This is a genomic window from Pelolinea submarina (genome assembly GCF_003966975.1).
GTDB lineage: Bacteria > Chloroflexota > Anaerolineae > Anaerolineales > Anaerolineaceae > Pelolinea > Pelolinea submarina.
In genome coordinates this window covers 2,644,489-2,669,521 of sequence record NZ_AP018437.1, presented here as the reverse complement: position 1 = coordinate 2,669,521, position 25,033 = coordinate 2,644,489, and the positions used below count along the sequence as shown (strand labels likewise).

At 47.1% G+C, this 25,033-nt stretch carries 21 protein-coding genes and 1 tRNA gene; 15 read left to right on the top strand and 7 right to left on the bottom strand.

Features of this window, described 5'->3' with window-relative positions:
• Positions 1-29: 29 nt before the first annotated feature.
• Genes cas8c through cas3 form a run of 3 tightly spaced genes read right to left on the bottom strand, consistent with a single transcriptional unit; the run spans position 30 to position 5,141 of the window.
• A complete protein-coding gene (cas8c, locus tag Pelsub_RS11710) occupies positions 30-1,937 on the bottom strand; it encodes a type I-C CRISPR-associated protein Cas8c/Csd1 (protein ID WP_116223556.1) in 1,908 nt (635 codons plus the stop codon).
• Positions 1,934-2,653 carry a type I-C CRISPR-associated protein Cas5c gene (gene cas5c, locus Pelsub_RS11705; RefSeq protein WP_116223557.1) on the bottom strand — a complete coding sequence of 240 codons (720 nt, stop codon included), beginning with the start codon at positions 2,651-2,653 and terminating at the stop codon, positions 1,934-1,936. The genes cas8c and cas5c overlap by 4 nt, the downstream gene beginning before the upstream one ends.
• A 10-nt stretch (positions 2,654-2,663) precedes the next feature.
• Entirely contained in the window at positions 2,664-5,141 is a 2,478-nt protein-coding gene (cas3, locus tag Pelsub_RS11700; protein WP_116223558.1) for a CRISPR-associated helicase Cas3', read from the bottom strand.
• A 320-nt stretch (positions 5,142-5,461) separates the two neighbouring features.
• Here cas3 and Pelsub_RS11695 point away from each other — a divergent pair, with 320 nt between their 5' ends.
• The 5 genes from Pelsub_RS11695 (at position 5,462) to Pelsub_RS11680 (ending at position 9,395) form a co-directional block, all read left to right on the top strand.
• Positions 5,462-5,818: a histidine triad nucleotide-binding protein gene (locus tag Pelsub_RS11695; RefSeq protein ID WP_116223559.1), complete on the top strand. Its 357-nt coding sequence runs from the start codon at positions 5,462-5,464 to the stop codon at positions 5,816-5,818.
• Positions 5,815-7,071: a M23 family metallopeptidase gene (locus Pelsub_RS11690; RefSeq protein WP_116223560.1), complete on the top strand. Its 1,257-nt coding sequence runs from the start codon at positions 5,815-5,817 to the stop codon at positions 7,069-7,071. Before Pelsub_RS11695 ends, Pelsub_RS11690 begins: the two co-directional genes overlap by 4 nt.
• Positions 7,049-8,572, top strand: coding sequence for a M23 family metallopeptidase (locus tag Pelsub_RS15690; RefSeq protein WP_158675090.1), 1,524 nt, complete (start codon positions 7,049-7,051; stop codon positions 8,570-8,572). The genes Pelsub_RS11690 and Pelsub_RS15690 overlap by 23 nt, the downstream gene beginning before the upstream one ends.
• 16 nt (positions 8,573-8,588) lie before the next feature.
• Entirely contained in the window at positions 8,589-9,260 is a 672-nt protein-coding gene (locus tag Pelsub_RS11685) for a PHP domain-containing protein (RefSeq protein WP_158675089.1), read from the top strand.
• Positions 9,261-9,310: 50 nt separating this feature from the next.
• Positions 9,311-9,395, top strand: a tRNA-Leu gene (locus tag Pelsub_RS11680).
• 65 nt (positions 9,396-9,460) lie between these two features.
• On the opposite strand, the gene Pelsub_RS11675 is transcribed toward Pelsub_RS11680, so the two are convergent.
• The gene (locus Pelsub_RS11675) at positions 9,461-10,705 is read right to left on the bottom strand and encodes a carboxylate--amine ligase (protein WP_116223562.1); all 1,245 of its coding nucleotides are present in this window, start codon (positions 10,703-10,705) and stop codon (positions 9,461-9,463) included.
• A 150-nt stretch (positions 10,706-10,855) separates the two neighbouring features.
• Here Pelsub_RS11675 and Pelsub_RS15685 point away from each other — a divergent pair, with 150 nt between their 5' ends.
• The 3 genes from Pelsub_RS15685 (at position 10,856) to Pelsub_RS11665 (ending at position 12,622) form a co-directional block, all read left to right on the top strand.
• Positions 10,856-11,029: a hypothetical protein gene (locus Pelsub_RS15685; RefSeq protein ID WP_158675088.1), complete on the top strand. Its 174-nt coding sequence runs from the start codon at positions 10,856-10,858 to the stop codon at positions 11,027-11,029.
• Entirely contained in the window at positions 11,026-11,763 is a 738-nt protein-coding gene (locus Pelsub_RS11670; protein WP_116223563.1) for a hypothetical protein, read from the top strand. The genes Pelsub_RS15685 and Pelsub_RS11670 overlap by 4 nt, the downstream gene beginning before the upstream one ends.
• Before the next feature lie 238 nt (positions 11,764-12,001).
• The gene (locus Pelsub_RS11665) at positions 12,002-12,622 is read left to right on the top strand and encodes a hypothetical protein (RefSeq protein ID WP_116223564.1); all 621 of its coding nucleotides are present in this window, start codon (positions 12,002-12,004) and stop codon (positions 12,620-12,622) included.
• A 14-nt stretch (positions 12,623-12,636) separates the two neighbouring features.
• On the opposite strand, the gene Pelsub_RS11660 is transcribed toward Pelsub_RS11665, so the two are convergent.
• Positions 12,637-14,463, bottom strand: coding sequence for an ArnT family glycosyltransferase (locus tag Pelsub_RS11660; RefSeq protein ID WP_126440528.1), 1,827 nt, complete (start codon positions 14,461-14,463; stop codon positions 12,637-12,639).
• Between the two features lie 653 nt (positions 14,464-15,116).
• Here Pelsub_RS11660 and Pelsub_RS11655 point away from each other — a divergent pair.
• A complete protein-coding gene (locus Pelsub_RS11655; RefSeq protein ID WP_126440526.1) occupies positions 15,117-16,652 on the top strand; it encodes a BNR-4 repeat-containing protein in 1,536 nt (511 codons plus the stop codon).
• A gap of 123 nt (positions 16,653-16,775) precedes the next feature.
• Positions 16,776-17,312, top strand: coding sequence for a hypothetical protein (locus Pelsub_RS11650; RefSeq protein ID WP_116223567.1), 537 nt, complete (start codon positions 16,776-16,778; stop codon positions 17,310-17,312).
• Positions 17,313-17,379: 67 nt separating this feature from the next.
• Here Pelsub_RS11650 and Pelsub_RS11645 read toward each other — a convergent pair whose 3' ends face one another.
• A complete protein-coding gene (locus Pelsub_RS11645; protein ID WP_158675087.1) occupies positions 17,380-18,615 on the bottom strand; it encodes an alpha/beta hydrolase family protein in 1,236 nt (411 codons plus the stop codon).
• 135 nt (positions 18,616-18,750) lie between these two features.
• Between Pelsub_RS11645 and Pelsub_RS11640 the strand changes: the two genes are divergently transcribed.
• On the top strand, positions 18,751-19,347 hold the full coding sequence (locus Pelsub_RS11640) for a TetR/AcrR family transcriptional regulator (RefSeq protein WP_116223569.1): 597 nt from the start codon (positions 18,751-18,753) through the stop codon (positions 19,345-19,347).
• Here the strand turns inward: Pelsub_RS11640 and Pelsub_RS11635 are convergent.
• Entirely contained in the window at positions 19,317-20,591 is a 1,275-nt protein-coding gene (locus tag Pelsub_RS11635; protein ID WP_116223570.1) for a BaiN/RdsA family NAD(P)/FAD-dependent oxidoreductase, read from the bottom strand. The two genes, Pelsub_RS11640 and Pelsub_RS11635, sit on opposite strands and share 31 nt — an antisense overlap.
• A 145-nt stretch (positions 20,592-20,736) precedes the next feature.
• On the opposite strand from Pelsub_RS11635, the gene Pelsub_RS11630 reads away from it, so the two are divergent.
• The 4 genes from Pelsub_RS11630 (at position 20,737) to Pelsub_RS11615 (ending at position 25,002) form a co-directional block, all read left to right on the top strand.
• Positions 20,737-21,702, top strand: coding sequence for a glycosyltransferase family 2 protein (locus Pelsub_RS11630; protein WP_116223571.1), 966 nt, complete (start codon positions 20,737-20,739; stop codon positions 21,700-21,702).
• Positions 21,703-21,771: 69 nt separating this feature from the next.
• Complete coding sequence (locus tag Pelsub_RS11625) at positions 21,772-22,821, top strand: Coenzyme F420 hydrogenase/dehydrogenase, beta subunit C-terminal domain (RefSeq protein ID WP_158675086.1); 1,050 nt, start codon at positions 21,772-21,774, stop codon at positions 22,819-22,821.
• A gap of 1 nt (position 22,822) precedes the next feature.
• Entirely contained in the window at positions 22,823-24,091 is a 1,269-nt protein-coding gene (locus Pelsub_RS11620; protein ID WP_116223573.1) for a polysaccharide pyruvyl transferase family protein, read from the top strand.
• Positions 24,091-25,002 carry a hypothetical protein gene (locus Pelsub_RS11615; protein ID WP_116223574.1) on the top strand — a complete coding sequence of 304 codons (912 nt, stop codon included), beginning with the start codon at positions 24,091-24,093 and terminating at the stop codon, positions 25,000-25,002. The genes Pelsub_RS11620 and Pelsub_RS11615 overlap by 1 nt, the downstream gene beginning before the upstream one ends.
• The last annotated feature ends 31 nt before the right edge of the window (positions 25,003-25,033 follow it).

The window sequence follows — 25,033 nt, the reverse complement described above, 5'->3', positions numbered from 1 at the left end:
TTTCTCCTGATTTTCGATTTGAATATTTATTAATTATTTTCTTCTTCTTTGTTGCTTGCTTCTACCGATTTGTGCAAATGGTTTCTTTGGCAGTGATAACCTAGTAAGAACTCTCCACTAAGGCGTTTGTCACTGACAAAATCATCGGGGTTGAATGATGAAATTACCTCATCAATCATTTGCTGGCGTTTCTTTGATTTACCGCCCAGACGTGCTTTGTAAGGTGTAAGCGCTATTTCGATCGTTCTCCAAGTACTATAAGGGTGTTCAGAAAATCGTTGCATCAGCCTTGCCGCGTTCGTCTCTCGTCTTTCTCCACTAGTGTTCAAAGCCCATTCTTCCAGGCTGTCTGCCAGGGCAAGTAGCCGGCCATAAAGGTAATCTCTCGTTTTTCTATTTGGATCTAGCGTCATTTCGTATATCTCCTTTTGGTTATATTTTCTGAATAACGCGCAAGCAATAGTCAGGGTTTTATTCCATTCCCAATTTTCCATAGCAATTCTATTGCTAGCCCGCCGGACTGTTGTTTCAACTATATCTCGTGGAATCTGCTGGCCTTCAATAATGCAGGGAAGGATCCTCATAATAGTTGATTTAAGCAATTTCCCATCCGCTTTTTCTCCATAGGCTGCAGAGGCGATATCCTTTGGTGCGGGTGCGCCGATAAAAGGAATATATGTCTTTTTCATTCTGCCTCCTCTCTCCTGCTTTATATCGATTGAACGATATGTATGAATCCAGGCACAGGATTCATGCCAGTTGTTAAGCTTTCTAAAGAAATCGGCCCCTGATAACTCACAATAAAACGTGATTGCCATACGTCCCGGCGTAGCGGAATCTAAGGCCATTACTATAATTTTGGTTGTATCGCCCAGTTCTTGACCGTAACCGGCAATTCTGTTTCTAAGTTTTATAGCTAAGTCTTGAGCAGTGTCTATTTGCGAAAGACTATCCATTGGCAAGTTATCTAAACCTAATAAGGATATGAGATCATCAGTTGGTTTCGGGATGGTTGTGCCGGAAGTTGCCCAGGCTACAATTGCCAGATCATCCTTTCGATATCCTTGCCGACTGATCAGCCAGCGAAGAGCAGAATGGGCTTTCTGTGTGGTCTCAAATCCTACAACTGCGACTTGTTGAGGGGTGGTAAAACGTCCTCTGTATGTAAATCCGGAGGAATCATTAGCAGAAATCAGTTTAGCTTTGTCTCCATCATTTCGTAATTTCGCTGGGTGTTGGTCTGCTGGAGAATCTTCTTCCCCTGTTACATAACAGAAAGATTTTTCACTTTTCTTTGTGGAATAAAAATGGATCCACTTATCCCATAATAATTTATCTCTCCAAACCTTGGGTTCCAGAATCCCTGGAATTTCAACGATCCAACGAATAAAAGCCTCCTCCTGTGAGCCGGTTACAATCTCAAATATTTCAGGTGTTTTTTCTCCCCTGCTTTTATCCCATTTCTTCAGGAGTAGGTTGTTTTTTTCTGCGAAAAGGATCTGGTTGTCGACCAAATCGCTAATGATGTTTCCTCTTTTAACATATCTATTTATTGCAAGAATTTTAGGATCTGAAAATTCAGAATTACACCATTCCTCCAATTGTGCGAGATATGACTCGAAATAGGAATCTTTTTTTCCACCCCATTTTGAATAATCCTTTGCAATATATTGAAGCTTGTCGCTGAGTGGGTGAGGTGCCTCTCCACTGGTTCTACCGCCTGATTTTTCGGTGCAGGGAATGATGGTCCTGGCTTCATCCTTCGGAATTACTTTTGCCCGTTTAAAACTTCCATTTTCATCAATTACAATCTCAATTTGGGCTTTTTGAGTTGAGTGGCATATCGGTAGAAGTGGAACTTCGTTATCATCATTCTCCGCTCCGATCATTGCTTGGCAATTTTCATAAGTTTCATATAGTTTTTGGATCCAGCTCATAAACCTTCCTCTTTCTCACCATAACCTTCCAATAAACCATCCTCAATTATTCCGATAGAAGCAGGGGCTTGAGCTTTCATTGGTCGGATAAATTTTCGGATAGAGCATTCTTCTGGGCGGATGAATTCTATGAGGCCATTTTCCATTTTTGGTCGCCAGAAGCGTGAATAAAATTCATTTTTACCAATTTCATCTGGATAGTCAAAGCCATGAAACATTAAATCAAAGGTAAGCTCACCGTAGTTATCATAAAATCCGGTACCCTCTCCAAATCGGCATGGTTCTACATAACCCTGGCATTCTCTTGTTCCCAGGAATATATCCCTTCTTCCCCCACGTTCGATCATTCTCTTGGCAATGAAATAATGTTTGTTTTCATTTCTGTCTTTGGCCATATCTTCGCGATATGGATTCCATTCAAAGTGTGCTAGTACTTGGTATTCGACATCTGAAAGATAGGTGTAAATTGACAATGAGTTTCCCCCACTAAAAACGACTGGCCTTATATTTCGAACCTGGGTTCTAATCGCTTTAATGACTCTTACTTTATCGATGATCCAGATTATGGTTGGTTTCCAATATACCGAGCTTAGTATTCCTTTCATGGCTTCGTAAGTTGGAATTTGGTAGGAACACTTTTCACCTCCTATTCTTGTGAGTGGGTCCGTAAAAAGGGCAAATCTTCCAGTTACTTTGAATTCCACAATATTGTCCATTACTATCTCCTTAAAAAATATAAAGGTTCATTTGATTCTCAGTTTCTGTACTCCATCCAAATAGTTCGCTGTAATACTGTTCATCTAGATAGAATATTCCTGAATCTTTTCTTGTTTCAACAATTGCGTTATTTTTTGCCATTTGCTTGAATTCATTTGGGAATAAGTTAACGGAATATCTCTGCGCTTTTCTTAATAATTGATATTGGTACCTCGATTCAAAGGATCCGCAAAGATCAGTAATAATTCGATTTCCTTCATCTCCATAAGGCACAATCACGCCTTGCCCCGCTGAATCAATAGTGCGAAATGCTTCTGTTGCAGTGTGAAATGATTGCCGTAGGAGAGTATCAGGAGCAGAATGATTAATCCGTTCATATTCTTCAGTAGAGACTCTGTTCAATGCAAGTAAATTAAATAAATCGTCATTCCTTCCCACTATTGATTTTTTTCCAAAGTTATATTTCATTTCATCTTTTCGTGAATAAAAATAATATTCATAAAACCTTCTCATTATTTTTAAACCAAGTGGATCTTCGTCGAAGGCTTTCGGATTATTTTTATATTCATCCAATACCCTAATAGCATTATCTGCACCAATTCGGATATCCCAAAGTCTTTCCAGGTTTTCATTTTCTGGATTAATAATCCAGACATTTCCAAATTCACGTTTTCCGTTTCGATTACAGCGTCCTGCCGCTTGTGTAATAGAATCCATTCCTGCGAGGTAGCGTATTACAGAACCAAAATCAATATCTACACCGGCTTCAATTAGCTGGGTACTGACACAAATTATGGGTTGATCACAATCAAGAAATCCTTTTATTCTATTTAATACATTAAGCCTATGAGCAGCGCACATATTCGTACTGAGGTGGAAAATATTGCTGATTCCTTTATCAAAAATTTTTTGAAATAGCAATCGCGCAGATTTTCTGGTATTTACAACGACCAATGTACTACCCATCTCTTGCATTTCCCGAATAGCTAAATCAGCAGTCTCTTCTTCATTCCAACCACCAATTTTTCGGCGATCATATACAATCACCCGCTTTAATCGCTTGTAAAGTTCATTTTCATTTTTAATGATCTGCTGGTTGGGTTCAATGTCCAGTGAGCGAGATCGCGGATCTACTTGATCTAATAATGGCTGTGTGGCAGTACATAAAACCGCTGTCGAACCGCATCCATGAATGAGAAAACGAAGCGCAATGTTGAAGATATGAACGCATCGAACCGGGATAGTTTGAATTTCATCGAAAATGATTATTGAATTTGCTAACTGATGCATCCTTCTAGCGTTCCTTGTTCCTGAACCAAACAACGTCTCAAGGAATTGAACTTGGGTGGTAAAGACTATTGGTGCATCCCAATTTTCTGCTAATAAACTCTGCTTTTTGCTTTCTTTTTCTGGTGTCAAGTTAGAATGATGTTCCAGAATAACTTGGTCCAAGTAATTTCCATTCTTGTCTTTCTCTTCTAATATTCTTCTAATTTCTTCTGCATTTTGATCAATAATGGATGTATAAGGAATTACGAAAAAAATTCTGTCCATATTGTGATGGGCGGCGTGGTTTAAAGCAAAACGAAGGCTTGCCAGGGTTTTTCCCCCACCTGTTGGAACTGTTAATTGATAAATCCCTTTTGGCTTATTTGAAAAATCAAAGCACGCTTGAGATATCTCTGTACGTGTTATGTCAACAATATTGATATTCTGTTTTTGTTCAAACTCCCTTATTTTTTTATCTAACCGCTGAACCAGAACATCCCAAGAGTGGTACTGACCATAATTTCTCATCTTGATGCTATTTGGCATTTCAAAATTCGCCGTATCAAGCCTATCAGCGTCAATTAAGCAGCTAAATAGGAAACGGATTAATAATCCGTATTTAAAAACCAAAGTATCTTGGCTATCATTTTTTTCTTGTAGGTTATTAAGTTTATTAATTAATTGGGTCGTAATATACTCATTGTTTAATTTATCAATGATTATCTTTTGCTCTACTTTTGAAAGACAAGAAAATGATTCAATAGTGTGTGTGTTTTCTTCAGGCTTATTCATTCGATCTTTAAAACGATTGTTTCCATTAGGGTCGAGGCAGTTTATTAAACCTGAATGATGCGAGGCAATACAAATGGAAAGAAATTGGCCAACAAGCTTTTCCTTGGGACCTTTTGTGGATAAAATCTGAAAAGCAATTTGAGCACCTGCGCTGGAGTGATCTACTTTACCTTTTTTTGCTTTGGTATCAATAAACTCATCGTTATCTGGATCAATGAATCCCTCTGCAGATTTTATATAGTTTTGAAATTCCTTGCTTGCTTTTCCCAAATCGTGTAATAAACCAATTACTTCTCCTGCTTTTTCTATACCAATTTTTTCCGCGGTACTGCCTGAAATTTGGGATACATTATAGAGATGTTGCCATAAAGGTTGTGGTTCTTTCCCACAATCTGCATCTCGGAAATGAGCAATAAGATGATTCATATACTATCCCACTATTCTTGATTTTAATTAATCTATTTCGATTGTACTATTATAAAAATTTATTTCCTATTCTGTTCGATCTGTTTTTGAGGAAATTTGTGTTACTTTTTTTGTTTCTTTTAAAACGAATAGATTCGTTTCTTCTAAGTGTCAACTTTTGTCAACTTTTGTCAGAAACGAATCCATTACTGCCTGATGATAAAATTATCCGCGTTGATTGACGTACGAATAAAAGAATGGAGCTTCCCCACCACCATGACTTTGACAATCTTTCCAAATCCGACTCCCAACCAAAACCGCAGCCTCGACGAGGTGTGCTTATGACCCACGACGATTGCATCTTCTGCCGCATCCTCAAAGGCGAGGCGCAGGCCGATTTCTTGTACCGCGACGACGACCTGGCGGCTTTCTGGGACACACGCCCGGCCGCGCCGGTGCACATCTTGATTGTGCCCAATAAGCACATCGCGTCCATCAACGAAGCGGACGATGAGGACGCGGAACTGTTGGGCAAGCTAATCCTCAAGGCCCGCGACCTGGCCAAAGAAGTCGGCGTGGACGAGAAAGGTTACCGCCTGGTCTTCAACGTCGGCAAGGATGGCGGCCAAACGGTTTATCACATTCACCTGCATCTAATCGCGGGCACCAAATTACCTATTTTCCGCCACATCCAATGAAAAAGCTGCTTCGGTCCGCGCTGGTCATCCTGTTTTTATCTGCCTGGATGGCCGGCTGCGTCCGGCCGAACAAAGGCCCTTCACCTTTCGAAGGACTGGTGCGCGAGACGCCGGTGGAAGCGCAGCCCGGCGGCCTGCAATCCGGGTCCGATTTTGTCATTATTCCCGATTCCGAGCTGGTTTACGGCCCTGCGCTGGATAGTTTCGCGTTAATCAAATTCGCCGAGGCGCGCATCCCTGAGCTGATGGACTACCGCGAAACGGTGGATGAGCGCGAAATGACCGGCACCGAAATTGTCGAGAAGGTCAGCCGCGACTACTCCGTCAACCCGCGTTTGCTGCTGGCCTTGGTGCGCAACTGCTCCGGAGAAACCCTCAATCTGGAGAATCCATTTCTCACAGACCCTGCCTACCAGGGCCTCTTCCGCCAGCTTTCCTGGGCGGCCAATACGCTCAACCGCGGCTACTACACCCGCCGGGTGAACGCGCTTTCCCAACTTACCCTGACCGATGGGGTAGTGGTGGAAATCCCTGATTCGCTGAATGCCGGCAGCGCGGCACTCCAATATTTTTATACGTTGCTGCTGGGCTACAACGACTGGCTGCTTGCGGTCGGCCCATTGGGCGTGTACACGGATTACTTTAGCTGGTTTGACAACCCCCAATCCAAAGCCGTTGAGCCGCTGATCCCCGCCGCTTTGCAGCAGCCCGATCTGCGCCTGCCGTATGCGGACGGTGAGGGCTGGTACTTCACCGCCGGGCCGCATTCCGCCTGGGGGGACGGGGCTGCCTGGGCGGCGCTGGATTTTGCGCCGGTAGCGCCCAGCGAGGATGATTGGGGCTGCTACGACAGCCCGGATTGGGTGCGGGCATTGGCAGATGGGCAGGTGGTGCGTATTTCGGATGGATTGGTCGTGCAGGATCTGGACGGCGACGGCTTTGAGGGCAGCGGTTGGACGATTCTGTACATGCACGTGGCGGAAAGCGAGCGGGTGGCCTTGGGCACCTGGCTGAGCGCGGGCGACGCAATCGGGCATCCTTCCTGCGAAGGCGGACCGGCCACCGGCACACACTTGCATATTGCCCGCCGCTACAACGGCGAGTGGATCCCGGCTGACCAGGATATCCCCTTTATCCTGAGCGGTTGGGAATCGGCCGGCTTTGGAGTAGAATATGACGGCAGTCTTACAAAGGACGGCCTCGTAATTGAGGCTTCAGGTTTTCCAACGGATGAAAATAGAGTCTACCCATAGAAAATTGACCGCAGCTTTGGCTGTCTTATTGCTTGCCGCGCCCATTCTGGGCGCTTGCACTGTTAACAGCGCCGAACCTGCCGTTACCGCCAGCCCGCAGCCTACTGCCACTGCCATACCCACAACCACCCCGACCCCGCTGCCGGATGGGTATGTGGCTTACGAATCCCAATCCGGCGATACGCTGGAAACCATCGCTGTGCACTTCGGCGTGAATGCGGATGAGATCATCGATGAATCCGAACACGATCCCACACTGATGATTGCGCCCGGATCGCTTTTCCTGGTGAAGAAGGTGCTGGGCGTAACCACCAGACCGAACTTGCTGTTCCCCGATTCGGCCGTTGTCTTTTCTCCCACCGCGGCGCTCTTTGACGCGCAAGCCTTTGCGGATGAGCAGCCGGGGTACATCAGCACCTATACGGAATTGATGACGCGCGGGCAAACCTCCGCGGCAGCGATCATTTACGAGATGGGATTGGAATATTCCATCAATCCGCGTATTCTGCTGACCATCATGGAGCACGAAAGCGGCTGGCTGAGCAACCCCAAACCCGAACTGGATCAAATCAATTACAGCATGGGCTGGGTGCGTAAAGATCGCGGAAGCGTTTATTTCCAGACCGGCTGGGCCATAAACCAGTTGATGAAGGGTTATTACGGCTGGCGCGAAGGCAAACTGACGGAGCTCACTTTCGCGGACGGTTCCAGCCTGCGCCTCTCCCCATATTTGAATGCCGGAACGGTGGCAGTTATGTACCTTTTGGCGCAGACTCACGACCGCGCCAGCTGGGAAGAAGCCCTGTATGGCGAAAACAGCTTGCCGGTCATTCACACCCGCTATTTTGGCGATGCCTTTGAGTTGGGCGCCGGCGTCGATCCTATTTTCACGGAAGATGTGCAACAGCCCGAAATGAACCTGCCTTTCCCGCCCAACGAAGTGTGGAACCTGACCGGCGGGCCGCACGCGGCCTGGGGTTCGGGCTGGGAGGATGACGGCGCGCTGGCCGCGTTGGACTTCGCCCCGCCTCTGGCTTCTTCCGGCTGCGGCAACTCCACCCATTACACCACCGCGGCAGCAGCCGGGCGGGTGGTGCGCGCTTATAACGGCGTGGTGGTGATCGACCTGGATGGCGACGGCTACGAGCAGACCGGCTGGGTGCTGGTTTACATGCACGTGGCCAACAGCGACCGCGTGAACGTGGGCGATTTCCTGAATCAGGATGACCGCGTGGGACACCCTTCCTGTGAAGGCGGCAGTTCTTCCGGCATTCACGTGCACATCGCGCGCAAGTACAACGGCGAATGGGTGCTGGCCGATGGCGGGCTGCCCTTTGTGCTTTCAGGCTACCGCGCTCACAACGGCGAAGATTATTACGAGGGAACGCTGGAGAACGGCGAGAAAACCGTCACCGCCAATATCGCGGGCAATTACTGGACGCGCATCATCCGCCCCGAAAGCCGCGAAGAATTCTTCTATACCCCAACGCCGCGGAAATAAAGAAAGTGTGTTTGAAATGAAAGATAACAGCCGCACCATCAAGGCTGAGTTTCACTGCCATACGGTTTGTTCGCCGGACAGCAGCAATCAACTGCGCCCCCTGATTCATACCGCTCATGAGCGCGGGCTGTCGCGCCTGGCGATTACCGATCACAACAAAATCGGCTGTGCCCTGAAGGCCAAGGAAATCGACCCCGAGCTGATTGTGGTGGGGGAGGAGATCCTGACCACCGGCGGGGAACTGCTGGCTTACTACCTGAGCGAGGAAATTCCCGCGCGCCTGTCGCCCATGGAGACCATCGAGCGCCTGAAGAAACAGGGCGCCTTCATCGCGGTACCGCACCCCTTCGATATCCGCCGGCATGGCTGGAAGATGGACGTGCTGCTGGAGATTCTGCCTCACGTGGATGCGCTGGAGGTCTTCAACGCGCGCTGCCTGCGCGGCGGGCTGAATGACCGGGCGCTGGCATTCGCGCAGGAGAAAGGCATGCGTATGCAGGCCGGTTCGGACGCGCATTCGCTGGTTGAGCTGGGGCTGGCAATGGTAGAGCTGCCAGCTTTCGATAATCCGGATGAGCTGCGCGCAGCGCTGGAGGCTGGACAGATTAGCGGGCGGCTGCTTTCCCCCTGGGATCACCTCAAAGCCAGCGCTTCCATCGCCTTTGGAAAAGTTATTTCACGAAAATAAAAAGAAATCCTTGTAAGCTGCGCAATTTAAGATAAAATAACTCTCAACCCGGGGCGGTGGCGGAATTAGGCAGACGCAGAGGACTTAAAATCCTCCGGTAGTGATACCTTGTGGGTTCGAGTCCCACCCGCCCTACTGGGTTATTTTTATTAATCCCCCAATATATAAGAATTTCCCGTTGCCAAAAAAATCTACGCAAGTTAGCCGGAAGAGTCATGCTGACTCAAATTTTGCTTATTGTGGCTGAGTAGTTTCTTGAATTTCACCCGATTATTGAAATAAGTCTCGAATAGATACAGCGGGATGATGAAAGCCGGCAGAGGATCTTTCCAGCCAAAGAGTACGTCTCTGCCGTGGGGCAGGGAGGCTTTCCATTCCCTAAAGTTGAACCTGCCGCGGATGATATCTCCCAGGACATACAAAACATCCTCCATCCAGGAGACCCACTCCACGCCATCGACCTGCTTTTTCATGGGGGGCAGCTTTTCCCCGGCGCAGGAATGGTAAATGATGGCGGGAAAATTGACACTGCTCAGGGTGGCCATGAACTGGTTCAGCCAGGAGCGTGCGTTCAACTCGATCAATTTATACTGCCCGTCACGCGGGTCCAGTTTATATTCGATGTAGCTGAAGCCGGTGTAACCGAGGCTTTGCAGCCAGGCGAGGCTTTGCGCGCCAACCGCTGCACCGGAGTTCCCCACACCCCTGCACATAACACCCAACCCCCGCGGAATCTGCTGCGTTTTCTGAGAGATGAATTCTCCCAATAACTCTCCGCTTGAGGATATGTAAGAGGAATAGCCAAACAAATGGTCGTCGCCATTGGGGATATATTCCTGGATAATCACGCCCGCCTGAGCCGTGGCGGTGTAAAAATCCTCCAATTCCCGGCGGCTTTTTATCAGGAAGGCCTGAAAACCCGTAGTCATGTTGAATTGCTTGCCTCGGCGCCCTTTGACCACGCATGGGAAAAACTGCTCCGGCCAATTATCCAGGTCACTGATCTTTTCGGGCGCTATTGTAAAAGGTACAGGCACACCGGCCGATTTGGCGCTCAGATACTGGTTATATTTATCCAGAATGAAATCCAGCAGGTTGGCGGAAGGATAGCTCTTAATAAAATAGGGGCTGATTTGCTCGTCGATTTGGATAAGCGCTTCCAGGGTGAGATCGTCGGTGGGCATCAGGATGCCCGGCTGTTTGAGCCGGCAGCTCAATTCGAGCAGGGCGGCTGCGAGATCCTCAGGCGACTTGCGGTAATCCGGACAATGCAGGCCAATGGTTTGATTGGAATACAGTCCTAATCCGAATTTTTCTCTTGAAATGGAAATACTGGGGATGTGTTCAATTGCCAGGCTGCGTATCAGTCCAAGCGCGTTGATCCAACCCGCGTTAATTATTATAGGCAGGGGGCGATCAAATTGCGAAATCTTTATATTTTTCAAGTTAATCACATAATATTTACAATATTGTATAACATATTGCATAACCGTGTAAAACGACCGGATGGATATTTCAGAAATATCTATAAAAAGGATTCATGGAAAAACCTTTATCCAGGTAAACCGTATATTAAATATATATTGGTGGAAAACATGATTAGCGCTAAAATAGCATTAGAAGATATCGTTGTAAAAAATATTATCGGCTGGCGGGAATTAGCTGAACCAAAAGAATGTTGTTGCGGAATTGATACAAAGATTTTACAACTGGATTACGACCATGAATTTATAATGGCTCGGCGAAGAGAGAGGACAAAGAATTCATGACGGCTAACAAACTTCAACAAAATACCAGAGCATCTGCGCAGGCTACCCTTACTTTTTCTTCCAAAAAGATTTGGACGGATTTCGAATTATCAATACTGGGCCTGGCAATACTCAGTCTGGTGGGGCAATCGACAAAATACCTGACAGTCTATGATGAGGCTTTCGGCCTGATCCCGCTGGTGAATATGGGCAAGACTCTGTCGATTCCTACTATTTTCACCGTACTGGAATATTTCATTGTTTTTCTGTTGTTGGCGGTAATTGCGATAGCAAAACAGAAATCAAAAGATCAATTTCGCTGGCAGTGGAGCGGGCTGGCCGGTCTGTTTCTCTATCTAGCCTTCGATAAAGGCACGGCTGTGCATACCTACGTTTTCAAAGAAATCCGCGGATGGGCGCGCGGCTTTATGCCCTTCTTCCCCTCCAATCGCTGGATTTTCAGCCTGGTGCTGATTGCGATCATTCTGGTGCTTTTTTATATTCGCTTTATAAAAACTTTGCCTAAAGAGACGCGCAAACTCGCGTTAATTTCCATGGCTGTCTATTACCTGGGTTTCCTGGTGCTGGAACGTTTCGCAAAGGATTTTTCCGGAATCTATGGAGCCGATTCTCTCACTTATAGTATTCTGCTGACGCTTGGAAAGACCCTGGAAATGTCGGGGCTGGCGGCTGCCATCTTGACGGCGTTGAAATACCTCGCGCTGGATATTCCGGATATCTCGCTCGATCTATAGATACCACGAATACAACTAACTAAATCAATACCAAAAGGAAAATAAGAAAAAAGGAAGGTAAGGCTGTTAAGTATCGGCCTGTCTTCCAAGATTCCGTACTCATCGAATAATGCATCTTTCCGAATCTACATCATCTAAAAAGTTAACTTCTTTTACATCTTTTGAAATCCATCTTCAACCCCGCAAGATTTGTTTGGTTTTGGAGATTACCGCTTTTGTCTTATCGTTGATAAGCCTTTTGATACAGAGTTTGGTATATCTGGCAAACTCGGCAAAAGCAAAATGGTTCATTCCACTGCTGGATGTTGACCACGAACTATCGCTGCCAACCATCTACTCAACACTGCTATTTTGCGCCATCAGTATGATGCTGCTTCTGATCTTTCGAATGAAATATATAAACCAAGATCAATATAAATGGCACTGGGTATTTCTGTGCTTCATCTTTATGTTTTTATGTATGGATGAAGGCGCATCGATTCACGAATTGGTAGTTGTTCCCATGAAAATGCTTTTCGGTAATACAGGCCTGCCCGGGTTCACGCAGTATGCCTGGGTCATACCGGGACTAATCCTGGTGGCAGCCGCTGGAGGTATTTATTGGAAATTTTATCTTTCCCTGCCCAGTAGAACGAAGAAGTTGCTGGTTATCGCCTTTACTATCTATTTCAGCGGTTTGATGGGTATGGAGATGGTTGGCGCAATATACGCGGGCCTCTACGGTACCAAAAACCTTACCTACAACATTTTCGTCACAATTGAAGAGTACATGGAGATGACCGGCCTGGTCTTTATCCTGTACACTTTCCTGGATTATGTGGAAACCATCTATGGCAAGCTGTGTTTCCGGATCATCTAGGCCAGATTCACTGATTAATAAAGAAGAACATAATAGGAATCTCCGAAGTTAAATGAATAGCCAGTGCTGAATTTTGACAAATCCTCTTTGGCAACCTTAACGATGTAGATATCCTGGAAGTCTGAGTCTTCCTGCGGCATTTTATCTAAATTGAAGTTCTTGATACTATCCACGTAGAAATTTTCCTGATTACTGAAATGGAAAGTATTTGACAATAGGGCGCGATCTCGTTCCTCGGCATCCGGCGGGGTTGTGATTTTAACCCGGTCACCAATACCACCTTCGGGGGATTGGTGTAATTCGATGATCTTGGCACCGATATATTGGTACTCCTGGTAAGAAAGCAGGTCCCGGTAGTACGCCGGTAAACCGGCCACGAAAAATAGCATTATCGCCACGAGATTAATGACAACCAGATTGTCTAATTTTTCCTCCCAGGTCAAATAACAGAAAATTCCATATATAAAGAGAAGCAGAATAAAGAAGAAGCTGCCCAGATATTGAATGTAAGCCGCATCTACCGAACCCAGAATGTTTATCAAGTCGCCGTCGTGCAAATGAAAAAGGTTCCCCAAGAGTAAATAATGCGCAAAGATCTCGATCAGGAGGGGAAGAATAATCGTAACCAGCAAATGTTTGTTGACCGTAGTCCTGTGGTAGGGTTTCCCTTCCTTGAATGCCAAAATAACGGCAATGATAAAAAGCGGGGTGAAATACAGGATGTATCGGCCCATGATGCGCGTGGGAATATCGCCGTTGTAAATCGCGCGCCAGGAATGCCTGACGCAAGCTGCCAGGAATCCCACCATTAGAGCTGCTAACAGGATATACCAGTCCCGGGTTTCTTTTTTCCATTTTTTAAATTGCGAGATTGGAAATGCGAAAAAGAACGGCATGACCGGAGCGGCCATCAAAATGAAATAGCATAAATAAATCACGAGCCAAATCAGGAAATTCGCCAGGGTTAATTGGTTGGCCGTTGTGTTGGAAGTGATACCAAAGCCCAACAGAAGTTTTATCGGAACGTTCGCGGCCAATCCTGAGAATAGCCAGGGGCTATACCCGCATAGAGTGCCGGCGCCCACCAATAACGCCATTCCTAATTTCCTCACACTGGGGTGGAATATACCCCGATCGTTATCCGGATAGATTAACCACCAGGCAATGAATATCAGCGGAATGATGGCCAGAGTGATATAGCGGGTCATGTAAAGCAGCCCTATACCGATGCCGGTCAGGAAGTTCCAAATCCATGCCAGCCCTTTTAAACGCGGCTGATGGACCAGAGAGAGGATGATCCAAAGCAGGATTGGGAAATACAGGTTCTCGCTCATAAGGATGCGCGGAAATAACAAATGATATGGCAGGAAACAAGCCACCCCAGTAATCAGCAGCGATTCCTTCTTTGAAAAATATTTTCTTGCTATCAGGAATAGCGGAAAGACGATACTGGAAGAATACAATACATTCAGGAGCTTGATAACATCGTAGGCATGCTCACCGAAGGCAAAAGCCGGCGAGAGCATTAACGGATATAGAAATGGCGAATGATTGATGTTTTCGATGAAAAAATTTCCATGGAAAAGGTAATTTGCCATTTCAAAATAGCGCATTTCATCGCCGCGAATTACCGGGCCATAAGCTGTGGGAATAACAAGAAGCTGCTTGACCAACACCAATAAGAAGAACAATCCCAGACAAAGCACCAACTCATCACTGAATTTTTCCTGATCTTCATAAACCGAATGTCCCAGGAAGTGATGACAGAACCAAACCATCGAGAAGAGCCAGGATTGCAGCGTAACAACAAATCCCCAAATCAGGAAAGGTTTTAAGTTCAAGTAAGCCTGATAAAAATCTCCCAGTATTTTTGGATTGAGACTTATCAGGAAGAGGACCACCCCAGTCGCCAGAAAACTGAGGAAGACAAAAATTAAAATAAAGCGTGGTTTTGAATAAATCAGGTTAACAAACGCAGGATTATTGAGAGATCGCCAAATTGCATAGATGGAGAATGCGATAAGGATAATTAATATCGTAGCGAGAATCAGCCGATTCAGGGAAAGGTTAAACAGGACTTGTTCACTGGGTGCTGAGCCAGTAACAATAAGATTAACTAATAACGATAAGGTCTCCAAAGAAAAGAGACCCAGAAAAATCCTCCACCACTTCAAAATAAACACTCCCTCTAGTTACTAATAATTATAACCAGTAAACAAACGGCTACAATTCTAAATTGTCCTTTGGCGCTGACTTGTAATTTTTATGTAATTTTTTATTGAGAATCTAAATTGTCTGTTCTTCGCAGCCAATCAATTGGGTTAAATTATTAAAATCAATCACTCTTTATTTTTACGCACTTCATAAAAAAAGGCAAGGTTTTAATGGAAATCAGCGATCAGGGAGAGGCACAACCTTGGGAAATGCTATAATTTTTTATTATTGTTAATCTTGTCCGGAAGAAAAGCTGGTTTGTTGATCGGAGAAAATTAAATTGAAACACTACTTAGCAATTCTTTGTCTAGTTGGAATTCTTTTTTTTACCGCATGTGAAACGAACAGCCCGGATACCGGTTCTATTCCCGTTTTGCTCTCTCCATCCGGAGAAATTTATGACAGCACCCCTGTTTATCGATGGGAAGAGCTGCCGGGTGCGACTCAATATCAAATTGAAGTTTGGGATGAAGAGACGCGCATCTTCAATAAAGCCCTGGATTCCGATAAAGCCTGTGAGGCGGGTGTGTGCCGGTTTTCTCCGACTGCCACGATGAACCTGTCCGCACACCGGTGGCGGGTGCGGGCCTATATGAAAGAAGAATGGCAAGCCTATAGCGAATACGCAGCCTACAGTTATGCTGCGGATAAGCTGGTGTTGGAGCAGCATGCTTACAACCTGGAAGACTGTATCTATTCCTGGTGGACCTATCCAATCGCCAGCCACTATGATCATTTGAGGAACAAAACCTATATCGGCTATACCGATAGTGAAGGTTTTTCGGGGGTGGCCAGCATTGACAACGAAAGCGGCCAAATTGTAAAAACGCGTTTATATAAGAATAGTTCTGCCGACGATCACAATGGGGTCGCGGTGGATGTACTGCCGGACGGCCGCATCATCGCCGCGTATTCAGGCGGGCATATCAAAACTTCCAAAATGTACGTGCGCATCTCTACCAAACCGGAGAACATCGAAGAGTTTGAAGAGCCTATCGTAATTGAAGCAGGCAAGACCACAACTTATGCCCAACTGCTGCAAAAATCCGGAAAATTGTGGCTTTTCTTTCGCACCGGCCGCCAGGAGGAATCATCCTGGTCTTATTCCGTGAGTACGGATGGGCAGGACTGGAGCGAGCCTGTGGAAATCGTTTCAGGGGGAATGCAGTATTACCTGAAAGTGATGGATACAACGGACAGCAATTTATTCCGGTTGGTGATGTATTCCAATCCCAATGCAGGAGACACCAATATTCGGCTGGGATTTTTTGACACTGAAACCGGTGAGTTGAAGAGAAGCGATGGTACGGTTCTGGGTACCACCGAAATTAACAAGGATTTGTTCCCTGTCATTATTGCCAATGAAAATGGGAAGAGCTGCCGCCTGTTAGACGTAGCTTTAACGGAAAGCGCGCGCACAGTGGTAGCTTATGCTTTTTTCAGCGATGCGTCCGATGCCGAATATCGGGTGGGGTATTACACTGACAAGCTGGTCAGCGTACCGGTGGCACTTGCCGGCGATGCCTTTTATACCAAGTCGGTCTATGTTGGCGGTATGGCCTTTGGGGAGGATGCGGATGATGTTTACCTTTCGCGCGAAGAAGCAGGCCGATGGTTGATTGAAGCCTATCGCGGTGAGGGTCAGGAGGTGTTTAGGCGAACAAAGTCCATCTTCCGCAGCGAACTTGGCCTGGTAGCAATCCGCCCGATTGTCGAATTGCATGGAGACAAGCTAATCTGGCAGGAGGGCAGCTATAACCCCGAATCTTATTCCGATTTTCAAACCGACCTGCAATATTTCGACTTGGTAAATTAACTCAAGAGCTTTAATGTAATTTCTTTACGTTAATAATCATGCCTCTGGCATGATTATTGCATTAATAACAGAAGAAATCATTTAGCGCTGCTGAGGTCAAATCACAGCAAAAGGAGTTGAGACATGTCAAGTTATTACGATGTCCCTGGCGGATTAACATGGGTTAAAAATAATCTACACATCATCATTGGCAATAAGCCTTTGGAAGAAGTTATGGAATTCGGTGATACCTGGCGTGATCGCGGGCACACCCCTTTGGTGCATGTAATCAGTCCGGCAATGGACGACGGGAAAATGTGGGATCAACACGCGGATCCGTCTGGTTTACTGGATAACGTTCCTTCACATATCGATATGTTTATCGTCGATTTTTACAATTTGAATGAACCTGAATTACCCTCCATGTGGTGGACCAATACCTGGTTGTTGTGGGAATATAAAAGCAGCAGCGTCCGTTTCAATGGAACCCACAGTCAATTTGTTTCCACTTTCAAAATTGACCCGGAGACAACTCAGGATGATGACGATGACAGTTCCGGCGGTGATACCCCCTCTGGCGGCTCAACCACAGTTACATTAAATATGTCTACGACCCTGACGACCACCGGCAACGTAAACCTCCATATTGTTTGCCCCCATTGCGGCGAGCAGATTTTTTAACCTTATTTTCCTATAGAAACATAACACCTCTCATTGATTGAATGAGAGGTGTTGTGGTTAAACCGATTTATCGGGGAAAGATATCATCCAACCAATCAAAAGCAACTTGGTGGGCGCGGGAGAAATTGTCCATCTGACAGTGGTCATTTGAACCATCCCGCTCCCGGGTAAATGTGTGTATATGTTTATTTGTTGATGAAATATTATCGTAGAAGAAATGCGCCTGTTTAACCATCTCTTCTCCTTCATCTTTGCCAACCAACGCAAGCGCAGGGCAGTCAATGGCTTTTATTTCATCCCGGATTACATGATTACGGAATGAATCCAGTGCAAATTCTTCCGACAGGCTCTTGGCTCCCCACGTCCAGGCGGAATAATCCAACAGGGCTTTGGTGAGCGGTGATTTGCGCAGCCGGCGGGCAACTACCCGATCAAGAATGTCCGGACTCAACCCTTTAATCAAAGGCCCCAGGAATCCACTCAGTACCAGGGTGGGCATATCTACGATGGGCGTGTCCGGCAGAACGGCTTTGATGCGCTTCTCGAAGCAGGCCACTCGCGAAGCGACATAGCCGCCGTAACTGAAGCCGCCCAACGCGATTCGATCATCCACCCCCGGCAGGGTTTCCAGGAAATCCAGAGAAGCTTTTACCGGCACTTCGTAGTCGTAGCGTTTGACGCAGTTATTATCCAAATGTACGGCGCCTCTATGGCCGGGGTATTCAAAAGTGAAATAGTTATACCCTCGCCGGACTGCCCCGAACCCGGTGGTGATGAAAATCTCCTCCCCCGATGAATCATTTCCACCCAGGCTGATGAAGGTTGGCCGCTTGCGGCCATCGTTTTTCGGCTGCCAGAAATAGCCCGGCAGATTCCATTTATCGAAGGGAATGTTCAGAATTTGGATAGGCGGGTCAAAGAGCGGACAGGCTGCCTGGAAAGCCGCGACGCTCTTTGACCATAATTCATGGAAGCGGGGATGCTGAGGCGGGCAGCCGTATTCCGCGGTGCGGTAATAGTTGCTGGCGCGCAGAAAAGCCTCACGTGCGCTGACAGAATGCCCGGCGTCCAGCGCTTCCTGCGCATGGGAAAGAATACGGTCACCCAGGTTCGCCCAAACGCTAATCCAGCTTTCTCCATCCGTCTCTTCAATCTGATGGGCAGCGAAGAGCAGTTCTCCGGTTTCAGCTGCTTTTTCACTCATTTGTTCCCAGGTTCTTTTCAAAACCCAGTCCGTCTCGTGATCTTTAAAAATGCCCAACCCATCGGGAGAGCGGGCAGCGCCTAAATATTTTTTGCTCATATTTTCTCCTTTTACAGCACATGATGTAATAATTGAACACACTGTCATAAATAGGGTAAAATAAGAAGGAGCGCCAGTCAAGAGAATTTCAATGCGAATTTCCAGACAGCGTCATTTTTGAACAGGTGAACAATTATGGATGAAAATGAAAAAAACAGGCATCAACGGCGGCGGATGCGGACCATCGCGCAATTGAAACAGGCCGCTTTAGCTTTGCTGTTGGAAAAAGGGTACGATGCGATCTCTATCCAGGAGATAACAGATCGGGCAGACCTCGGCCGCGGAACGTTCTATATCTATTTTCGCAGCAAAGAAGATATTGTATGGAATATTATCGAGGAGGGATTCAGCCGGGCCACTGAGAACGCTATTAATGACGCGGCCGGGAAAATGCCTGAACGCCCGGAGTATTTTAGTTATATCAACATCTTCCGTCACGCTCAAGAGAATCGGGATTTATACCTGATTATGTTGGGAGGGCAGGGGTCTTCTTTACTCACCAAGCGAGTTCAGGACTATCTGGCCGCTGATTTCATTCAGGATAATCAACGCTATGGAATCTATGATTGCGGCAAACTGCCGCCGGAGGTGTTTGCCCAAATCCTGACCGGCGCGTTATTCCGGCTCCTGGTCTGGTGGTTGGAGACTCCAAATGAATATACGCCGGAGGAGATGGCGGCTATGCTGGAATTAACGCTCCATCAAGGAGTCGATAAAGCCATCAGCCATTGAGCCGCGGCGTTACCCGCCAGCCAGCCGGTGGAAAAAGCCGCCTGCAGGTTATACCCGCCGGTATCGGCGGCCAGATCTAAAACTTCGCCGGCAAAATAGACGCCCTCAACCAGGCGCGATTGCATTGTACGTGGATCCACTTCTTTGAGCGAAACACCACCGGCAGTGACCATGGCGGCATCCAGCGGCAGATGACCTTTGATCTCAATGCGAAAGTCTTTGAGCTGATGCAGCAAAAGCGCCCGCTCTTGCGCGTTAATTTGGTGGCAAGGTTTATCCGGCGCGATGCCGCAATAATCGGCCATGACCGGCACCATCTTTTGGGGTAATAATCCATCCAATAAGGTGCGGAAGTACTGTTTACCGTGCGTATCCATATCGCGCAGCAGGCGCGCGTCCAGTTTGGCTTCATCCAAGGCGGGTTTCAGGTCAATCGATATTTCCACTTTCTTTTTCTCACGCAGCGCATCCACGATCTTGCCGCTCATACTGAGGATGACCGGGCCGGAAACACCGAAGTGGGTGAAGAGCATTTCACCGAAGTCTTTGAACTTGACTTTACCGTCCAGCAGTACGCGAACCTCTACGTTGTGCAAGGTCAACCCCTGCAGACGCTGGCAAACGTCACCGGATGATTTCAGCGGCACAAGGGCAGGGCGAATGGGCACGACGGTATGGCCGATTTCGGCGGCCATACGGAAACCGTCACCGCTGGAACCGGTGTGGCTGAAGGAAGCGCCGCCGGCAGCCAGGATGACTGCCTGCGCGGAGATTACGGTTCCATCAGAGGCAGTAACACCTTGAAATACCCGGTCTTTCACCAATAAGTTCTGTACAGCCGTGCGGCATTGGATGCGAACGCCCTGAGAAGCAGCCCAATGTGTAAGTTTTTGGGTGATGTCGCTGGCGTCTTCGCCGACCGGAAAAACACGCCCGCCGCGTTCAGTTTGGGTTTTGACCTGCAGAGAATCCATAAAATCCAGCAAATCCTGGCTGAAATAGCGCGCAAAAGCCTGGCGCAGGAAAAGGCCTTGCCGGTCGAAGTGCTGGATGAACTCCTCCTGCGAACAAACGTTGGTCAGGTTGCAGCGGCCTTTTCCGGTAATGCGCAATTTCTGGCCGGGCTGTTCCATTTTCTCCAATAAAACCGTATCGACTCCGAGGCCGGCTGCCTGACCGGCGGCCATTAACCCGGCGGGCCCGCCTCCGACGACTATTAGTTGAGCGAATTGTTTTTCTGCCATAAGTGGATTAACTATAATCGAAATTGCGGGTATGTTGCGGGGCGGAAAAAAATGAAAGGGCTCTTTGTGATAAAATCTTAGCTGATTTAACATACAGACAGATATTATCCTGCGAGGAAGGATATCTTCAATCAGAAAAGAACCCATGACCAAATTAATTATTCAAATTCCCTGTTTTAATGAAGAAAATGCATTGCCGGTTTCACTCAAGGAACTTCCGCGTGAAATTCCCGGTATTTCCAAAGTAGAGTGGCTGATTATCGACGACGGCAGCAGCGACCGCACCGTGGAAGTTGCCAAAGAATTGGGAGTTGACCACGTGGTGCGCCTGATCCGCCATCAGGGCCTGGCCAAAGGCTTTATGGCCGGCATTCAAGCCTGTGTGGAACTGGGAGCGGATATCATCGTCAATACGGACGCGGATAACCAATATTATGCCGGTGATATTCAGAAGCTAATCCAACCGATTTTGGACGGCAAAGCGGAGATTGTGGTGGGCGCGCGCCCCATCGCCGAAATTAAACATTTCTCACCGTTAAAAAAGATATTCCAACGCTGGGGTTCCTGGCTGGTGCGAAAAGTCAGCCAAACCGAAATTGAGGACGCCCCCAGCGGTTTTCGCGCTATCAGCCGTGAAGCGGCCATGCGCATGCACGTTTTTTCCGATTACACCTATACCCTGGAGACTATTATCCAGGCCGGCCAGCGCGGCATGGCGATTGTGTCGGTACCCATCCGCACTAATGATTTTCTGCGCAAATCGCGCCTGGTGCACAGCATTCCGGCCTATCTGGCGCGTTCCACCAACACCATCATGCGCATTTTTATGACCTACCAGCCGCTGTCCTTTTTCCGCCTTCCGGGGATGATTTCCATCGGTTTGGGCGTTATCCTGGGGTTGCGCTATCTCTACTTTGCTATTTTTACGGGGACAGGCTCCGGACATGTCCAATCGTTAATTCTGGTTGCTATTTTAATGATCCTGGGGGTCCTCTTGTTCGTTTTCGGCTTACTGGCCGATTTGATTTCCGTAAATCGCAAACTGCTTGAAAACGTTGAGTATAAAGTCCAACGGTTGGATGAAAAAATCGAAAAGCTGAACCAGAAGTAAAGATTTCTGTTTATGAAAACATCCAGTGCGGCAACAAATATCCTCCATAAACAATGGAGGCCTGAAGTAGTGCAGCAATATATCGGCACATTCCGACAATCCTATTTCGCTTATGCCGGGGATGAATTGATTCGTGAACACGCGGCTTCCGGCGGGGTAATCACGGCACTGCTGGACTTTGCCCTGCGCAGTAAACGCATCGATGGAGCCCTGGTATGCAGTACGGCAGTCATTGACGGGCATGTTGTTCCCCAATTTACCATCGCAGCCGATCGTCAGACATTACTGACGGCACAGGGCAGCAAGTATATTGCGGTGGATTTCAACCGCGATGCGCTTCCGCTTATTCGCGCTTTCAAAGGCCGCCTGGCTGTCGTTGCATTACCCTGCGATTTGACCAACCTGCGGCGCCTGGCGGAACATGATGAGAGCATCCGCGAGAAGTTAATCCTGACCATTGGGTTGTTTTGCGGGCATAATTCACGCCCTGAATTGACCGAGATGGTGGTGGACAAGATCAAACCGGCGGGTGCAGTCCTAACGGATTATCGCTACCGGCAGGGCCATTGGCGCGGCGAACTGGAAGCGTGCTTCGATAATGGAGATGTGATTCACAAACCGTTTTCTTATTTTTCCGATTACCAAAACCTGTTTTATTTCTGCCAGCAGAAATGCCATCACTGCCACGATCACACGGCATACCAGGCGGATATTTCCATTGGGGATATCTGGTCGCTGCGCATGAAAGAAAACCCGATCAAACATAACGCGATTATTGTACGAAGCGAATCGGGCGCAGCCATCTTTGAGGCAGCCTTACAAGCAGGAGCCATAAAGGGGCAGCCTGAACCGATAGAGGAGATTTGCGAAGGCCAGGCCCGCAGCCTGCCATTCCATTATAATGTTAGTGCGCGGGCGAGAGCCGGGAAAAAGTTGGGTATTGCAGTCAAAGATCCGATGCAGACCCGCGTCCGCTGGTTCGAATTTTTGACTGCTTATATGGCATTAAAAAATGAGAAGCGTTCACGCGGACCAGAAGGCATGAAAGAAGTAGCACATATTCCTCGATTTATCTTAAAATTGAAGTTGTATGTAATGAAAGGATTGGAGAGTATCTAATATGGCAAAGAACCCGGTCATTTCGATTACGGGCGGTACCATTTGCGGGAACCGCGGCGCCGAATCCATGCTGACTACCACCATTGGAGTCATCCGCAGGGATTTTCCGGAAGCGAAGTTCTATGTATTCAGCTATTATCCGAAAAAAGATCGGGCACTCTGCCGGGATAAAGGTATCGTCATCCTTAGCGGAAAACCCATTGCGTTGGCCACACGCCATTTCCTGGGCGCGCTATTGGCTGCCCTGATTAAGGTGTTTGGCGGCAAGGTGCCCGGCACTGATTTCTTTAAGATCGCCAAGGCTTTAGATGAATCGGACATGCTGTTAGATATCGGCGGTATCACTTTCTCGGATGGGCGAGGCAAGTATCTGCCCTTTAATATCCTGACCATCTGGCCGGCCATGATTCTGGGTGTTCCGGTGGTTAAACTGGCGCAGGCTGTTGGGCCTTTCCACCAGTTTTTCAATCGCCTGAGCGCCAAACTGTTTATGAAGAAGTGCCGACATATTTTCGCGCGGGGAGAAAAAACCGCCGAATTTTTGAAAGACCTGGATTATCCGGCAAAAAAAACCGATCTGGTTGCGGATGTCGCTTTCCTTTATCAGCCGGAATTTAGCCTCTCCGAAGAAAATGAAGAGCGGGTTGCCGCATTGTTGAAAAAGATCAAAGAGACCCGCAAACCGGTAGTGGTGTTTTCCCCCAGCATTTTGGTAAATACACAGTCGGTGAAGAAAGGCTTGGATTACGCCGCGAAATTTTATGAGCTTATCAATCGATTGGGCGCTGATCGATATCAGTTTGTGTTCATCCCCAACGCTTCACGGGAAGGATCGGATAAGAAACATAACAATGATTTGCTGACTCTGGTGGAGATGCGCACCCGCGCTGAAAATGGCGCACTGGACGCGCAGGCGAATTCTTCGATTGACTGGGTGGATTATGACATCAATACAGCTTCCATCCGGGCGATCATCTCAAACGCCGACGTATTGGTCACTTCACGCTATCATGCCATGATTTCTGGATTATGTCTGGCTGTACCTACGGTCGTGATCGGTTGGGGCCATAAGTATAAAGAAACCATGGCTTATTTTGATCTGGAGCGCTACTCCCTGGATTTCGGAGACGCAACCGCGGATTTACCGGCTGTTGTCCAAGCTGCGCTGGATAATAAGAACGAAATTCACCAAAAGATTGAAAAGAACCTGGATAAAGTTAAACAAAAATCGGCAATCCAATTTTCCTTTCTTAAAGAAGAGCTGTCTTAATGCGAAATAAAATACTGAATGTTCTCAAGTGGGTTTGGTTCGTTGCGGTCATTTTAGGGGCGGGTTATTATTTTTATAAAAACTATCAAAAGATTTCGGTTTACCTTGAGACCATTTCAGCCTGGCGGATCGCATTGAGCTTTGTATTCCTTTTCCTGGGAAAATTTGCTCTGTCGGATTTAACACGATTATCGTTAAAAAAGATTGATGTCGATCTGGATTATAAAGATGCTTTGACCATTACTTCAGTTACCCAACTGGGCAAGTATCTGCCCGGCGGCATCTGGCATGTTGCGGGAAAATTCGGTATTTATAAAGCACGCAAAATAACCACAAAAAAATCCACCGGTGCGATCATCTTTGAAAACATGTGGCTGCTTTCTTCTGCGCTGGTAATCGGCGCTACCTGCCTGCTGATTTCCAGCCAGGATGTACTATGCGATTTCAACAACGTTTTTTGCAACAGCATGACCAACCGGGTGATTATGATTGGACTGCCAATTTTGTGGGTAATTGCATTAATACTGGTTGATTATTTCATTTTCAAAACAAAAAGATACACAATCAAAGATTTTCTATTCTTGGTTGTAGAAATGCTGGTGATTTGGGTGTCTTTTGGAATCAGTTTTTGGCTGGTCTTCCCGCTGCATTCCGGATTTGAAATGGCAATTACGGGGGCATTCAGTATCAGTTGGGTAGCGGGCTATGTAGCCTTTTTTGCACCGGGTGGAATTGGCATTCGGGAATATTTGCTAACGGTAATCCTGACTGCTTACTTCTCCAGCAGCGAAGTAGCTACTTACGCCACAATTCACCGTTTGATTTGGGTGATAGGGGAGATTATCCTGGGAGCCGGCAGTACTCTATTATTTGGCATACCCATGATCGCACCCGAAGAAGAGACTGAGTAGAACCACTGAATTCCGCCTTGCGTTAAAATAA

Coding starts and splice junctions, on each gene's coding strand:
- Pelsub_RS11615 (WP_116223574.1), top strand. CDS start 24,091: ATGCGAAATAAAATACTGAATGTTCTCAAGTGGGTTTGGTTCGTTGCG.
- Pelsub_RS15685 (WP_158675088.1), top strand. CDS start 10,856: ATGATTAGCGCTAAAATAGCATTAGAAGATATCGTTGTAAAAAATATT.
- Pelsub_RS11620 (WP_116223573.1), top strand. CDS start 22,823: ATGGCAAAGAACCCGGTCATTTCGATTACGGGCGGTACCATTTGCGGG.
- Pelsub_RS15690 (WP_158675090.1), top strand. CDS start 7,049: ATGAAAATAGAGTCTACCCATAGAAAATTGACCGCAGCTTTGGCTGTC.
- cas3 (WP_116223558.1), bottom strand. CDS start 5,141: ATGAATCATCTTATTGCTCATTTCCGAGATGCAGATTGTGGGAAAGAA.
- cas8c (WP_116223556.1), bottom strand. CDS start 1,937: ATGAGCTGGATCCAAAAACTATATGAAACTTATGAAAATTGCCAAGCA.
- Pelsub_RS11695 (WP_116223559.1), top strand. CDS start 5,462: ATGACCCACGACGATTGCATCTTCTGCCGCATCCTCAAAGGCGAGGCG.
- Pelsub_RS11685 (WP_158675089.1), top strand. CDS start 8,589: ATGAAAGATAACAGCCGCACCATCAAGGCTGAGTTTCACTGCCATACG.
- cas5c (WP_116223557.1), bottom strand. CDS start 2,653: ATGGACAATATTGTGGAATTCAAAGTAACTGGAAGATTTGCCCTTTTT.
- Pelsub_RS11640 (WP_116223569.1), top strand. CDS start 18,751: ATGGATGAAAATGAAAAAAACAGGCATCAACGGCGGCGGATGCGGACC.
- Pelsub_RS11645 (WP_158675087.1), bottom strand. CDS start 18,615: ATGAGCAAAAAATATTTAGGCGCTGCCCGCTCTCCCGATGGGTTGGGC.
- Pelsub_RS11630 (WP_116223571.1), top strand. CDS start 20,737: ATGACCAAATTAATTATTCAAATTCCCTGTTTTAATGAAGAAAATGCA.
- Pelsub_RS11635 (WP_116223570.1), bottom strand. CDS start 20,591: ATGGCAGAAAAACAATTCGCTCAACTAATAGTCGTCGGAGGCGGGCCC.
- Pelsub_RS11690 (WP_116223560.1), top strand. CDS start 5,815: ATGAAAAAGCTGCTTCGGTCCGCGCTGGTCATCCTGTTTTTATCTGCC.
- Pelsub_RS11650 (WP_116223567.1), top strand. CDS start 16,776: ATGTCAAGTTATTACGATGTCCCTGGCGGATTAACATGGGTTAAAAAT.
- Pelsub_RS11670 (WP_116223563.1), top strand. CDS start 11,026: ATGACGGCTAACAAACTTCAACAAAATACCAGAGCATCTGCGCAGGCT.